The organism is Stutzerimonas stutzeri (assembly GCF_051028275.1).
Classification (GTDB): domain Bacteria; phylum Pseudomonadota; class Gammaproteobacteria; order Pseudomonadales; family Pseudomonadaceae; genus Stutzerimonas; species Stutzerimonas stutzeri_AS.
On sequence record NZ_CP069269.1, the window covers coordinates 219,596 to 233,909 of the forward strand.

General features: G+C 61.5%; 12 protein-coding genes and 1 tRNA gene. All 13 read right to left on the reverse strand.

The features are described from left to right. Positions 1–19 precede the first annotated feature (19 nt). The 13 genes from JQR87_RS01020 to JQR87_RS01080 all read right to left on the reverse strand — a co-directional run bounded on the left by JQR87_RS01020 (position 20) and on the right by JQR87_RS01080 (position 14,193). The gene (locus tag JQR87_RS01020) at positions 20–709 is read right to left on the reverse strand and encodes an ABC transporter permease (RefSeq protein WP_407293503.1); all 690 of its coding nucleotides are present in this window, start codon (positions 707–709) and stop codon (positions 20–22) included. Continuing rightward, positions 706–1,401: an ABC transporter permease gene (locus tag JQR87_RS01025; RefSeq protein WP_407293501.1), complete on the reverse strand. Its 696-nt coding sequence runs from the start codon at positions 1,399–1,401 to the stop codon at positions 706–708. The genes JQR87_RS01020 and JQR87_RS01025 overlap by 4 nt, the downstream gene beginning before the upstream one ends. A gap of 61 nt (positions 1,402–1,462) precedes the next feature. Further along, positions 1,463–2,218: an ABC transporter substrate-binding protein gene (locus JQR87_RS01030; protein WP_407293499.1), complete on the reverse strand. Its 756-nt coding sequence runs from the start codon at positions 2,216–2,218 to the stop codon at positions 1,463–1,465. 12 nt (positions 2,219–2,230) lie between these two features. Continuing rightward, positions 2,231–3,004 carry an ABC transporter ATP-binding protein gene (locus tag JQR87_RS01035; protein ID WP_407293497.1) on the reverse strand — a complete coding sequence of 258 codons (774 nt, stop codon included), beginning with the start codon at positions 3,002–3,004 and terminating at the stop codon, positions 2,231–2,233. 274 nt (positions 3,005–3,278) lie between these two features. Beyond that, positions 3,279–5,339: a BCCT family transporter gene (locus tag JQR87_RS01040; protein WP_407293496.1), complete on the reverse strand. Its 2,061-nt coding sequence runs from the start codon at positions 5,337–5,339 to the stop codon at positions 3,279–3,281. Between the two features lie 216 nt (positions 5,340–5,555). Beyond that, a complete protein-coding gene (locus JQR87_RS01045) occupies positions 5,556–6,029 on the reverse strand; it encodes a thermonuclease family protein (RefSeq protein WP_407293495.1) in 474 nt (157 codons plus the stop codon). A 183-nt stretch (positions 6,030–6,212) separates the two neighbouring features. Next, positions 6,213–6,881 (reverse strand): thermonuclease family protein, encoded by a 669-nt coding sequence (locus JQR87_RS01050; protein ID WP_407293493.1) that lies wholly within the window; start codon positions 6,879–6,881, stop codon positions 6,213–6,215. Between the two features lie 330 nt (positions 6,882–7,211). After that, positions 7,212–7,571, reverse strand: a complete 360-nt coding sequence (locus tag JQR87_RS01055; RefSeq protein WP_407293490.1) for a copper-binding protein — start codon at positions 7,569–7,571, stop codon at positions 7,212–7,214. Continuing rightward, the gene (locus tag JQR87_RS01060; protein WP_407293488.1) at positions 7,568–10,744 is read right to left on the reverse strand and encodes an efflux RND transporter permease subunit; all 3,177 of its coding nucleotides are present in this window, start codon (positions 10,742–10,744) and stop codon (positions 7,568–7,570) included. The genes JQR87_RS01055 and JQR87_RS01060 overlap by 4 nt, the downstream gene beginning before the upstream one ends. Continuing rightward, a complete protein-coding gene (locus tag JQR87_RS01065; RefSeq protein ID WP_407293486.1) occupies positions 10,741–12,216 on the reverse strand; it encodes an efflux RND transporter periplasmic adaptor subunit in 1,476 nt (491 codons plus the stop codon). Before JQR87_RS01065 ends, JQR87_RS01060 begins: the two co-directional genes overlap by 4 nt. Next, on the reverse strand, positions 12,216–13,457 hold the full coding sequence (locus JQR87_RS01070) for a TolC family protein (protein WP_407293483.1): 1,242 nt from the start codon (positions 13,455–13,457) through the stop codon (positions 12,216–12,218). Before JQR87_RS01070 ends, JQR87_RS01065 begins: the two co-directional genes overlap by 1 nt. Positions 13,458–13,551: 94 nt before the next feature. Beyond that, the gene (locus JQR87_RS01075) at positions 13,552–13,914 is read right to left on the reverse strand and encodes a hypothetical protein (protein ID WP_407293481.1); all 363 of its coding nucleotides are present in this window, start codon (positions 13,912–13,914) and stop codon (positions 13,552–13,554) included. A 203-nt stretch (positions 13,915–14,117) separates the two neighbouring features. After that, positions 14,118–14,193 (reverse strand) — tRNA-Phe (locus JQR87_RS01080). Between the last annotated feature and the right edge of the window lie 121 nt (positions 14,194–14,314).

Genomic DNA, 14,314 nt, shown 5'->3' on the forward strand with positions numbered 1-14,314 from the left:
GGATTCGGTGCGGCTCGTGTCAACGCCCCTGGCAGGCATCCACCCTTAGCCAGCGCTCCAGCAGCTTGAAGCCCTGCATCAACACGAAGGCGATGACCAGATAGATCAGGCCGGCAGTGAGGAACATCTCTTCGTGCTGGTAGGTGCGCGCGGCGATCTTGCGTGCCATGCCCGTCAGCTCCAGCAGCGTGATGGTACTCGCCAGGGCGCTGGCCTTGAGCATCAGGATCACTTCGTTGCTGTAAGCCGGCAGGCCGATACGGGCGGCGCGCGGCAGAATGATGTGGCGCAATGACTGGTAGCGTGACATGCCCAACGCGCGGGCGGCTTCTACTTCCCCAGCCGGCACGTTCTGGATCGCCCCACGCAGGATCTCTGCGATATAGGCTGCGGTGTGCAGGGTCATGGTGATGATGGCGCACCAGTAGGGCTCACGCAGAAACGGCCATAACCAGCTCTCGCGAACGGCTTGGAACTGCGCCATGCCGTAGTAAACGAGGAACAATTGCACCAGAAGGGGGGTGCCGCGGAAGAAGAATATGTAGCCATAGGGCAATGCGCGCACCGCCAAAATGCGCGATGACCGTGCGATGCCCAACGGCAGCGCAAGGATCAGTCCGGCAACGACCGAAACGCCGACCAGTTGCAGGGTGAGCCAGGCGCCCTCGAGGAAACTGGGCAACCACTTGATGAACAATTCCCAGCTCATGCCGCGCTCCTGACAAAGCCGCGACCGGCGCGTTTTTCGAGAAAATACATGCCCGTCATGGCAATGACCGTCAGCCCCAGATAGATCAGTGCGGCGACAACAAAGAAGGTGAACGGCTCTTTACTGGCGGTCACTGCAATCTGCGAGCTGCGCATGATCTCCTCGAGACCAATCACCGATACCAGCGCAGTGTCCTTCATCAGGATCATGAACAGGTTGCCGAGGCCAGGCAGGGCCAGGCGCCACATTTGCGGCAGGATCAAACGCAGGAAAATGCGCCGCTTTCCCAGCCCCAGAGCCAGACCTGCTTCGCGATGGCCTTTGGGGATGGCGAGCAGAGCGCCACGAAACACTTCGGTTGCATAGGCCCCGAAGCACAGACCCAGTGCGATCGTACCGGCGGTGAACGGGCTTAGAGCGAGATTCTCGATGCCGAAAATCTCACCGATACCGCGTACCAGGCCAATGGTGCCGAAATAGATCAGCAGGACCCATAGGAGTTCGGGAACGCCACGCACGATGGTCGAATAGGTGCCACCAACCCAGCGCAGGGCCGCGTATGGCGAGGTTTTGGCGAGTGCGCCAAGCAGGCCGAGCACCAGGCCAAGGGCCAGCGAAGCAAGGGCCAGCTGAATGGTCATCCAGGTGCCGGCGATCAGCGCCGGACCGAATCCATGTAGGTCGGGAATCATATGGGCTCAAACACCAAAGCCCGACCTACCAGATTGGCGGCCGGGCTTCGATTCAGACGGATCAGTAAATGTTGAAAGGGAAGTACTTGGCGTTGATCTTTTCGTAAGTACCATCGGCGCGGATTTCAGCCAGCGCCTTGTTCAGCTTCTCACGCAGCTCGTCATTGTCCTGGCGAACGGCAATGGCGATCTTGTCATTGTCGAACACCGGCTCGCCCTTGAATTCGAAGTTCTTGCCAGCATCGCTCTTGAGCCATTCCCACTGAACGAAGGAGTCGGCCAGGATGCCATCGACACGGCCTGAAGCCAGATCGAGGTAGGCATTTTCCTGAGTGTCATAGAGCTTGATGTCGACGACGTCGTCCATGTTGTCTTCGAGCCAGGTGCCGGCGATGGTGGCGCGTTGAGCGCCGATGGTCTTGCCTTCCAGGTAGCTTTCGTCAGTCTTGAAATCAACCGACTTAGGTGCCACGAACTGCAGCTTGTTGGTGTAGTAATGGTCCGTGAAATCTACGGCTTGCTTGCGCTCATCAGTGACTGACATCGAGGCCGCGATGAAATCGAACTTGCCGGCGTTCAGAGCAGGAATGATCCCGTCCCAGTCCGACGTCACCACTTCGCATTCGACTTCCATCTTGGCGCAAAGAGCGTGAGCGATGTCGAGGTCGAAGCCTACGACTTGGCCGCTGGCGTCGATCAGGTTGAAGGGAGGGTAGGCACCTTCAGTGCCGATTCGCAGCTTTTCGGCGGCAACGGCATTGGCGCCAAGCATCAGCGTGGCGGCGGCAGTCAGCAGAATCTTCTTATAGCTTTTCATGGTGTTGCTCCATTAGCGATGGCTGGACATGAACTGTTTACAGCGTGCCGATTGGGGGTTGTCGAACACCTGCTCCGGCGTTCCTTGCTCTTCGACCAGGCCCTGATGGAGGAAAACCACCTCACTGGAAACCTGCTTGGCGAAGTTCATTTCATGCGTGACGAGCAGCATGGTTCGACCCTCGTCGGCTAGCGACCGGATCACTGCTAGCACTTCTTGTACCATTTCCGGGTCGAGCGCCGACGTCGGCTCGTCGAACAGGATGACCTGAGGCTGCATCGCTAGGGTGCGTGCGATTGCGGCCCGTTGCTGCTGCCCGCCGGAAAGCTGGTTGGGGTAAACGTGACGCTTGTCAGCGATTCCCACCTTGGCCAGCAATGCCTCGGCAGTTTCAGTGGCTTCGGCCTTGGTCTGACCCAGCACGCGGCGCGGCGCTTCGATGATATTGTCGAGCACGCTCATGTGCGGCCAGAGGTTGAAGTTCTGAAACACGAAACCGAGTTTGCTGCGCAGCTGGTTGATCTGCTTGGCATCGGCTGCAACCAGGTCGCCATCTTTGGCGCGCTTGAGGCGCAGCTGCTCGCCAGCAACGAGAATCTCACCCTCGTTGGGGTTCTCCAGAAGATTGATGCAGCGTAGGAAAGTGGATTTCCCGGAGCCGGACGAGCCGAGAATCGATATAACGTCCCCGTCTCGGGCTGTCAGCGAGATGCCTTTTAGAACTTCCAGATCGCCGTAGCACTTGTGCAGATTGCGGATTTCCAATGCAGGTATGGCCTCGGCCATAGAGCTTCCTCTTCTCGGACCGGGTCATTGCCAGGTCCGTTTCTATGTAAATTGCGCTCCGGCCAACTGCTCGCCGTCCTGGCGAGGCGCAAACCTAGCATGCGTGGGGACATGCGCCAAGCGCGACGCGGCGCTGAGAGAAGTGACCGTATAGTCATAATCTCTGTGCACGCGTCGTGCCTCTACTTATATAGATGAAAAATGCAGTCCCGGCCGCAAAGCAAACTGTATCCCCTCGTAAGAAAGCCCGGCCCGCGCTCGGTCCGCACAGCGATCAGGCCGATGGGTCTGCCTTCGGTGCCTCGGTATCATCAGCCAACATTTCGTCGTGTTCCGCCATTTTCCAAGGCAGACTGCCCGGCGAGATGTGTAGGAAGTGGAGGTATTTCTCGAACTGGTCGAGTATGTCACTGATGATGTCCGCCTGGTCATAGCCATAGATGTCGTAATGCTGACCGCCGCGGCGCAGGAACACCTCAGCGCGGTAATACTGCTCGTCGGTTTCGGGACCTTCCGAAAGGGCGAACGCCGGCATGGCATAGCCGACCGCACGGATTTCGTAGATGAAGTCCACCTGATCTTCCCTGATGACCTCAAGGTAAAGCCTGGAATGAGCTTCATCCGTATGGACCTCGGCAGTCCATTCCTGGCCGCTGAGTTCACGCTGAACGCGGCGCATGGCTTTCAGCACCGTGCTGCCCATGAAGCCCTCGACCTGCTCCCGATCCGGGAAGTTGACCATGCCAGCCAGCCGCTTCTTCCACAGACCAGGCCCCGCGTTGCTGGCGAGCCGGCTGCCCTGCATCTGGCTTTGCAGACTGGTTTCGTGATGGCCCTCAATGACGAGTGCACGCCACATTCCCAGCGCCGCGATCATCATGATGATCGCGAAGGGCAGGGCGCTGGCAATGGTCATCGTTTGCAGCGCGCTGAGGCCGCCAGCCAGAAGCAGCGTTGCCGCAACCACCCCTTCTATTGAAGCCCAGAACACTCGCTGCCAGACCGGGGTGCGACTTGCGCCGCCCGCAGCCAGGGAGTCAATCACCAGCGACCCGGAGTCCGACGAGGTAACGAAGAAGGTGATGATTAACAGCACCGCGATGAACGAGGCGATGGACGTCATCGGTAAGAGTTCGAACAGCTTGAACAGAGCAATGGCGTTATCTGCTTGCACGTCGGAGATCAGCGAGGTGTAGCCCTCGACCATGATCAGGTGCAGCGCTGTATCGCCGAACACCGAGAACCAGAGAAAGGTAAAAATGGTCGGCACGAACATCACGCCGAAGACGAACTGGCGGATGGTTCGGCCACGACTGATCTTGGCGATAAACAGGCCAACGAAGGGCGACCAGGCGATGGTCCAGCCAAAGATGAACAGCGTCCAGTTACCGATCCAGTCGCTGCGCGAATAAGCCTGCAGGTTGAAGGTCCGCTCGATGATGTTGTTGAGGTAACTGCCGGTGTTCTGCAGGAAGGCCTCAAGGATGAAGATGCTCGGGCCCACCAGGAATACGAAGAGCATCAAGCCGATCGCCAGAATCATGTTGAGCAGCGAGAGGTTCTTCACGCCTTTGTCCAGACCCGCAACAACGGAGCAGATTGCCAAGCCGGTGATGATGGCGATGGCGACGATCTGAACGGTGATGCTGATGGGCATGGAGGGCCAGAGATAGTTGAGCCCAGCATTGATCTGGGTAACAGACAGGCCAAGCGTCGTGGCGATGCCGAACAGCGTGCCAAGGATTGCGAAGACATCCACCACATGCCCGATCGGCCCATAGATGCGCTCACCAATGATCGGGTAAAGCGCTGAACGCATGGAAAGCGGCAAGCCATGGCGGAAGGAAAAGTACGCCAGAACCAGCCCGGTCAATCCATAGATTGCCCAGATATGGAAGCCCCAGTGAAAGAAGGCGATCTGCATCGCCTGCTTGGCCGAATCGACTGTCTCCGGCGCGCCAGCGGGTGGCGAGGCGTAGTGCAACACCGGTTCGGCGACCCCGAAGAACAGCAGGGCGATACCGTAACCAGCGGAGAACAACATCGCGAACCAGGCCGGGAAGCTGTACTGCGGCTCGGCGTGGTCGGGCCCCAGTTTTATGTTGCCCCAGCGCGTCATCGCGATGCCGACGATGAACACCAGAAAGAACGCCACCGACAGCATGTAGAACCAACCGAAGTTGGTCGTGATGAACGCCAGCGTCGAGCTGAACACTTCGCCTGCGAGGTCTGGTTTGCTGATCGTACCTGCGACCAGCAGCAGTGTGACGATTACCGCCGGTATGAAAACGGGGAACAGGATGACGGCCTTGGGTAGCTTCTTGTCTGCTTCCATGTGTCGAGCTGGCCTCTGGTATGTATGAAGAGGGCGCGCAATTGGCTCTCGAGCGAAACTGCTATCACAAGGGTAGACGGCTATTTACGCAAGAATGCTCACTGGAATCGCAATCGCGAAGGCTCACCCGTTACGAGGCCAGGTTGAATGTCTGCTCAGCAGCAGTGCGTTTATGCTGATACTGACTGCATCGCCACGTTGCTCACCGGGTGCGAGCTAGCGGCCGTTTTGCCGGCGCCATTCCCACGGAGCCTGCTGATCGGCTTTGGGTAATGACCAGAGGCCTCGTCCAAGTTCGCGCGCAACCGCTTCCAGATCCAGAAGCGTGCGGTCTTCCAGGCGGGTCCGGTTTGCCCATGCGTACCCAGTCCTGACCAGCTCAGAATTGATATCGCTGTCACCGACCCTGACCCGAACGAGGGCTCTGCCCAGGTTATCCCGGCCTTGAACTGTAAGGGTCACGGTTTTGCCGAAAATGTGGCCGGCTAGCGCTTGTCGCGCCTGGCTCCCGTAAGGCTGTTTGAGCGCGGGCGCGGCGATCTCCGCCATCCTTGCCCTGATGCGCTCACCGTTGTTATCAACACAGCTGAAGGCGTCACCGTCTGCAATGCCGGTCACTTTACAGTCAAACGACGCTGCAGAAGCAGGCAAGGCGGTTACAAGCAAGAAGGTGGCAAGCGTGCGCAGCATGACGGCATCCATGCGAATCGGGGGCGGTGAGAGTAACAGGCAGGTTGGCTGACGAACCGGAGCCATGTCTCACCCGCGACCCGGTTGCCGCCTTCCGACAGCGAGCCGTGAACCGTCCCGGCTCGTTGAAGCGATACTAGCGGGGTGCTGACTAGCGACGCTCAAGCGGCAACAACGTGGCGATTATCGACAGATCGCTTCACATGGAACGCCGTCGCCGTCTCCATCGATCCGCGGGTTGCCGCACTGGCGAAGTTGGAAGCGAGCCTCAGCGCACCCGCTCATCATCTTGCAGGATTTGATCACATTGCAGTTGAAGGCTCCGGCAGGCTGAACAGGAGCAGCGGCAAGTGCCGCGGCCTGCTGAGTGGAGCCGCCTTTCCGGCGCTCCTTCCTCCAGTCCCAGGGTGCTTGCTGCTCCGATTGAGGAAGCGACCATAGACCGCGCTTGAAGTGTTTTGCTGTGACCTCCAGATCAAGCAGGGTGCGATCCTTGAGATAGTCGCGGTACACCCAGGCTGCGCCGGAACGGACCATCTCAGCATTCACGTCCACAGTGCCAACCGTCACCCTGGCAACGGTCCGGCCGTAGCGGTCACGGTCTTGGACGTTCAGCGTTACGTCTTTGCCGAAGATCAGGTCAGACAGGGCCTGGCGCGCACGGGTGCCGTATGGCTGAGCTTTTTCGGGTGTATCGATTTCGCCCATCCGAACCTTTACCTGCTGCTTGTCAGTGGTCAGGCAGGTAAACGTATCGCCGTCACTGATCCCTACGACCCTGCAAACGATTGTCTCAGCTGCGGTCGCAGGCAAGGCGGCGCAAAGCAGTGCGGCAAGCAAATAGCGAAACATAGTGACTCCAGGCGCTTAGGGTTCGCGAGCGTAGCAGGACGATCCCCGACCGAAAAGCTAGCCACGCCATCGCTGTACCGTCCTTTTTCCAGAGATGTTGTGATGGCTGCGGTGAAGGCCAGTGATCGGGAGGATGCGAAATTCATCGTCAGCTAGCGAAAGGGCGTTCCGAACGGCGCGTTGCCGTTCGGAATTTCGGGCTCCCTAATTTTTCTCCAGCCAATGCATCGCGTGGAGTGGACCGGAGAGCGATCGCCCTGGCCGAAGGGCTGGCTTCGGTAATGACCTAACCACCTCAGGGTGCTTTGCTAGTTTCTCGTGCCGGTCCTTTCAACGCTTTTCGATTGACTCGATCCGGTATTTGTTGTCCTTGGAAACGAATGTGAACGCGATATCGTCACCTGCATCGATCTGGGCAATCTGCTCCGGAGTGGCTGCGAACCCCATAACCATGGCCGGCCAATTCAGCTCCGTGACCGGGCCATGAGAAATGGTGATGGTGCCTTTTTCGGCATTGACGCTCTTTACCGTGCCAGTGGCACTGGCGGTCTGTGCCGCCTGATGTTGATGCTTTGGCATGTCCTTCATGCCTTTATGGTCCATATGCATGCCTTCCATCTGCTTCATGTCCGCAGCATAGGCGGCCGGAACCAGGGCGAGGATGGCGAAGGTGCTGATAAGGTTTTTCATGGAGTGACTCCCGTTTCGGTGGTTACAGAGGTGGGGGCGGCCTCGACGGCCAGGGACTGACGGCGGCGCATCGATAGATACGCAGCTGGCAGGACGAACAGGGACAACAGCGGTGCGGTAATCATGCCGCCAACCATGGGGGCGGCGATGCGGCTCATGATCTCGCTGCCGGTGCCGCTGCCCCAGAGGATGGGCAGCAGGCCGGCGATGATCACTGCAACCGTCATGGCCTTCGGGCGCACGCGCTGAACCGCGCCGTACTGGATGGCGTCGCGCAGAGCCAGCTCGCCGAAGTGTCCAGCGATCCGCTTGTCCTGCCAGGCATTCTTCAAGTACAGCAGCATGATTACGCCGAACTCGGCGGCCACGCCGGCGAGTGCGATGAAGCCCACCCCGGTGGCGACCGAGAGGTTGTAGCCGAGCAGCCAGAGGAACCAGACCCCGCCGGTTAGGGCGAAAGGCAGGGTAGCCATGATCAGCGCGGCCTCGGAGAAGCGGCCGAAGGTCAGGTAGAGCAGCACGAAGATGATCGCCAGCGTGGCCGGTACCACCAGTTTCAAGCGCTGGTTGGCCCGCTCCATGAACTCGAACTGACCGGAGTAGGCGAGGCTCATTCCCGCCGGCAGCTCGAGCCCGATATCGATGGCTCGGCGCAGGTCGCCGACCACCGAGGCGATATCACGCCCACGTACGTCGATGTATACCCAGCCGGAGAGTCGGGCGTTCTCGCTTCTCAGCATCGGCGGACCGTCAGCCACGCGGACCTCTGCCACGGTGCCGAGGGTGATCTGGCTACCCTGCGGCGTATAGATCGGCAGCCCGCGCAGATCGCTGATCGAGTCGCGCCATTCACGGCCGTAGCGCAGATTGATCGGGTAGCGGGCCAGGCCCTCCACCGTCTCGCCCACCTTGGCCCCGCCGATGGCGCCGGAGACGACGGCCTGCACTTCAGCGATATTCAATCCATAGCGGGCCGCTGCCGCGCGGTTGATGTCCACGTCGATGTAGCGTCCACCGGTCATGCGTTCAGCCAGCGCCGAGCTGACGCCAGGAATCTCCTTGGCGATGCGCTCGACTTCGGCGGTGGCCTTGTCGATCTGCGCCAAGTCGCTGCCGGCAACCTTCACCCCGATGGGGCTCTTGATGCCTGTGGCGAGCATGTCGATGCGGTTGCGGATCGGCGGGATCCAGAGATTGGCCAGGCCCGGCACCTGCACCGCGCGGTCCAGTTCCTCGATCAGCTTTTCCTGGGTCATGCCCTCGCGCCACTGATCCTTGGGCTTGAACTGGATGGTGGTCTCGAACATCACCATTGGCGCCGGGTCGGTGGCGCTGTCGGCGCGACCGGCCTTGCCGAAGACACGTTCGACTTCCGGCACCGATTTGATCAGCCTGTCGGTGCGCTGCAGCAGCGCACTGGCCTGTTGCGCCGAGAGGCCAGGCAGGGCGGTGGGCATGTACAGCAGGTCACCCTCATCCAGCGGCGGCAGGAATTCGCCCCCCAGCTTGCTCACCGGATAGAACCCGGTAAGGAAGATCGCCAGCGCGACCACCAGCGTCGTTTTCGGCCACTTCAATACCGCGTCCAACGCGGGGCGGTAGATCCGGATCAGCCCGCGATTGAGTGGGTTCTTCGCCTCGTCGGGGATCTTGCCGCGAATCCAGAAGCCCATCAGCACCGGCACCAGGGTCACCGACAGCGCCGCGGCGGCGGCCATGGCGTAGGTCTTGGTGAAGGCCAGCGGGCCGAACAGCCGGCCTTCCTGAGCCTCAAGGGTGAACACCGGGATGAACGATAGGGTAATGATCAACAGGCTGAAGAACAGCGCCGGGCCGACCTCCACCGCCGCCTCGGTGATCACCTTCCAGTGCGCAGCGCCCTTGAGCTCCTGCTCCGGATGCTTCTCGCGCCAGTGCTCGATGTGCTTGTGGGCGTTCTCGATCATTACCACCGCAGCATCGACCATGGCACCGATGGCGATGGCGATCCCGCCGAGGGACATGATGTTCGCGTTCACTCCCTGCTTCTGCATGATGATGAAGGCGACCAGGATGCCGACCGGCAGCGAGACGATAGCTACCAGCGACGAGCGCAGGTGCCAGAGGAACACCGCGCAGACCAGCGCCACCACGATGAACTCTTCCAACAGCTTGAAGCTCAGGTTCTTCACCGCCCGGTCGATTAGCTGGCTGCGGTCGTAGGTAGTGACGATCTCCACGCCCTCGGGCAGGCTCTTCTTCAGCTCGTCCAGGCGTGTCTGCACCGCGGCGATGGTCTCGCGAGCATTCTTGCCGCTGCGCAGGATCACTACACCGCCGACCACCTCGCCCTCGCCGTCCAGCTCGGCAATGCCCCGGCGCATTTCCGGGCCGAGCTGGATGGTGGCGATGTCGCCCAAGGTCACTGGGGTGCCGTTGGCCTCCAGCTTCAACGGGATTTGCCTGAAGTCCTTGAGTGATTGCAGGTAGCCCGAGGCACGCACCATGAACTCGGCCTCGGCCAGCTCCAGCACGCTGCCCCCGGTTTCCCGGTTGGCGGCGTCGATGGCCTGCGCCACCTGCTGCTGGGTTATCCCGCGGCTGGCCATGCGAACCGGATCCAGCACCACCTGGTACTGCTTGACCATGCCGCCAATGGGCGCCACTTCGGCGACGTTGGGCAGGGTTTTCAGCTCGTAGCGCAGGAACCAGTCCTGCAACGAGCGCAGCTGGGCCAGGTCGTGCTGGCCGGTGCGGTCGACCAGCGCGTACTGGTAGATCCAGCCGACGCCCGTGGCGTCCGGGCCGAGCGCCGGCGTGGCCCCTGCGGGCAGGCGGCTCTGTACCTGGCTCAGGTATTCCAACACTCGCGAGCGCGCCCAGTAGAGGTCTGTGCCGTCCTCGAACAGCACGTAGACGTAGCTATCGCCGAAGAACGAATAGCCGCGCACGGTCTTCGCGCCCGGCACTGAGAGCATGGTGGTGGCCAGCGGGTAGGTGACCTGGTTCTCGACGATCTGCGGTGCCTGGCCAGCGTAGGGCGTGCGGATGATCACCTGCACGTCGGACAGGTCCGGCAGGGCGTCGATGGGACTGTTCTTGACCGACCAGACGCCCCAGGCCACCGCGAACAGGGTCGCCAGAATGACCAGGAAGCGGTTGGCCACCGACCAGCGGATGACGGCAGCGATCATGGCTGATGCTCCCCGTGACCGGCGCCCTTATTGAGCTTTTCCATGCGTTCGATGAACAGCCCCTCGTCGGTCTGGGAGACGCCTACGCGCACCCGATCACCCGCCTCGAAACCGTCCAGCATCGCCACGTCCGATACAGGAAAGGGCATGGTCATTCCAGGCATGCCGAGGGTCTTGAATGGACCATGAGACAGCCCGACCATGTCGCCGTCGATCTCGACGATGGTCCCTTCGGCTTCATGCAAGGCCGGGCCCTGAGGCAGGGACGGCTCGCCTGGTTCCCGGACGGCGATGCCGCGCAGGCTGGCTTCGGAATCGAGCAGGAACTGGCCGGAGGCGACCACCTGCTGGCCTTCTTCCAGGCCCGCCAGTACTTCGGTCACCTCCCCGGTTTCGCGACCGGTGCGGATCTCCACGGGTCGGTAGCGACCGTTGTCCTCGGCCAACATCACCAGACTGCGCTTGCCGGTGCGAATAACCGCTTCAGTGGGGATCACCAGCGCCGGCTGGCTGTCTCGCGCCAGACTGACCTCAGCCGTCATGCCCGGACGCAGGCGCAGATCAGGATTAGAGAGTTCGACCCGCACGCGCACGGTGCGGCTGGCGAGATCCGCCTGGGGAAGTACCGCCTGAATATGTCCCTCCAGAGATTCGCCGGGGAACGCCGGCAGTCTCGCCGCGACCGGTTGGTTCGGGCCGAGACCGGCAGCCTGAGCTTCCGGCACCGCGACCTCCAGCCAGACCTTGTCCAGCCCATTGACCCGAGCGAGGGTGGCGCCGGCGGGCAGGGTCATGCCCTCGCGCACCTCCAGCGTTTGCAGCACGCCGCCGATGGGGCTGGTGACGGTCCAGGTAATCTGCGACTGGCCTGTTTTCTCCAGGCGGGTGATCAGCTCGGCCGGGATGCCAGCCAGACGCAGGCGTTGGCGGGCGGCAGCCAGCAGTTCCGGCTCGCCAAGGTCGCGCAGCGCGAGGTATTCGGCCTGGACAGCGCCCCACTCGGGCACCAGCAGATCGGCGAGCGGCGCACCTTTCTCGATTACATCTTCCGGGGCTCGGTCGTAGACCCGCTCGACGAAACCGCCGCTGCGCGCCTGCACCAGCGCCACGTCGCGGCCGTTGAAAGCCAGCGCGCCGACGGCCTCTACCGAGTCGTCGAAGGCTTCTCTGCGGGCGGTGGCCAGGCGCATGCCGAGATTCTGGGCGATGCCTGGGTCGATGCTGACGCTGGCCGAATCGCCGCCTTCGTCGGCATAACGCGGTACCAGATCCATATCCATGAAGGGCGACTTGCCGGGCTTGTCGAACCTTTGCTGCGGGTACATGGGGTCGTACCAGTAGAGCACCGCACGGCCTTCAGTATCTGGCTGGGCGGCGTGGGCGGAGAGGGCGCCCAGGCCGATGATTTCGGTGGCGCTAAGCAACACCGGAAGGCTGAACAGCAAGGCCAGGCGCTTGAGTCGGAAATTCATTATTCGGCTCCAAAGGCAAAATGCAGGCGGGCGTTGGCAAGCGCGCGGTCGCGGGCCACGTCGATGCGGCGAAGGCGGGTGTCCAGCAGCGCCTCGCGGGCCTCGACAACAGTCGTCAGGCTGCCGCGACCGCCTCGGTAGTCCGCCATCGCCAGCCGGACCTTTTCCTCTGCCAGCGGGACCAGCGTCGAATCGAGGCGCGTCAGGGTGCGTTGCAGTCGCTCCAGCTCGGCAAGGTCGGCAGCCAGCGCTTCGTTGTGCATGCGCAAGGCAGCCTCTCGCTCGGCCTCGACCTGGCTTAGGCGCGCCCTTTGGGCAGCGATGCGCGGGGTCTGGCGTGAGCTGGCGAAGACCGGCAGATCAAAGCTGACATTGAAGCTGACCATGTCGCCATAGGCTTCCCGCCGCCCGTACTCGACGCCCCAGGCCCAATCCGGTCGCCTGTCGGCTACGGCCTCTTGCAATCGCGCCTCGGCTTGGCGGGCCAGCGGTCCGTAAGCCGTGAGCGAAGGGTGATGCTGGAGGTGGTTCTGGTAGTAGGCGGCCTCGTCGGACCAGGACGGCAGCTGACCGGTCAGCGGCTGCTCGGCGGCTTCGCCAATCCAGCGGCGCAGGGCGGCGCGAGCAACCTGACGGTTGCGTTGCAACTGGTCTTCCTGCTCGGCAAGCAACGCGGCTTCTTGTTTAGGCAGCACACTATCGGCCGCGCCGCCGGCACCGCCAGCAATGCGCGCCTGCACGGCTCGTCCAAACAGGCGGTTCTCGTCATAGAGCGTTTTGAACAGATCGAGCTTTTCATCGACCGAGCGAGCAGCGATCCAGGCTTCGGCCGCTTGGCGGCGCACTTCCAGGCGCGATAGCTGCTCTTGGGTTAGAGCCAGTTCGATACCCGCATCTGCCGCCTCAGTTCTGGCCCGACGCTTTGCGCGGTTAGGCACGTCTTGCATCAAGCCGACGGTTTGCATGGTCATGCCTTCGGCATCCATGCGCCAGGCCGGATCGCCTTCGATTGGCAGGTTGCGTATACCCAGGCTAAGCCTGGGGTCCGGCAGCTCGCCGGCGGGGATGGCTGCCTGACGGGCGGCCTCGGTATTGGCTGCCTGAGCCTGCAAGGCCGGCGCCTGTTGTTCGGCGAGACGCAGCGTCTCGTCCAGAGTCAGCGCGCTGGCTACGTTAGGCACGGCCAGCGTGATCGCCAGCGCGACCATGGAATGGCGCGCCTGAGGGCGTAGGGGTTTCATGTTTTGGATTCCAGTGTCGTCCAGGCGAGCCGAAAGGCACGCGATGCCACTTCGCACGGGCTAGCGCACGAAGCGGGTCAGGGAAGAACGGGAATCAGGCGCGGGGTGGGTGCCAGACGGCGTCCGGTATCAGGGCAGGGGCAGTGTCGTCGCGATGAATAAGTACAGGTTGGCTGAGCGGCAGCGTTAGTGGCTTGCCGAGCGATAGCTGTAGCAAGCTGTTGGTCTTGCATTCCTGGCCGGATTTGCAGACCACGCCTTTGCCGGGCTGCTCGTGATCGAAACATTCGTCACCCTGCATGCCCATCCCGGCATGCATAAGGCTGGATGCTTCGGCTTGCGACTCATGGCTCATCATCCCGCCCTGACCGACAGGCAGCAGCATCTGCGCCATTCCGTTTATGGGAAGCACCAGGCTCAGTAGCAGGAAAATGAAAAGACGGACATGGCGTTGCATGCGGCCGAGTCTATTCGAGGTGGCTTTGATGAACAAGCGCGGCCCGTCGAGCCGGCATGAATGCGCGCTAAGCTTAGAGGCCGGGTGCATTATCGGTGCTTACTGCAGCCGGGATCGGATCAAGAATGGCCCCACTCGGCGTAGGCGGTAGCCCGGAAAGCAAAAAGGCCCACCAGATGGTGAGCCTTTTTGTTCGGTATCAATGGTGCCCAGGGACGGAATCGAACCGCCGACACGGGGATTTTCAATCCCCTGCTCTACCGACTGAGCTACCTGGGCAACGGGGCGCTATTAGACGGATTTGGCTTTTGCCTGTCAAGCGCAGGATTGAAAATATTTAGGTAGAACGGGCATTTAGCGACAGGTGCCAGCGGTTTACGGTCCAGCCACAGCTGCTCAC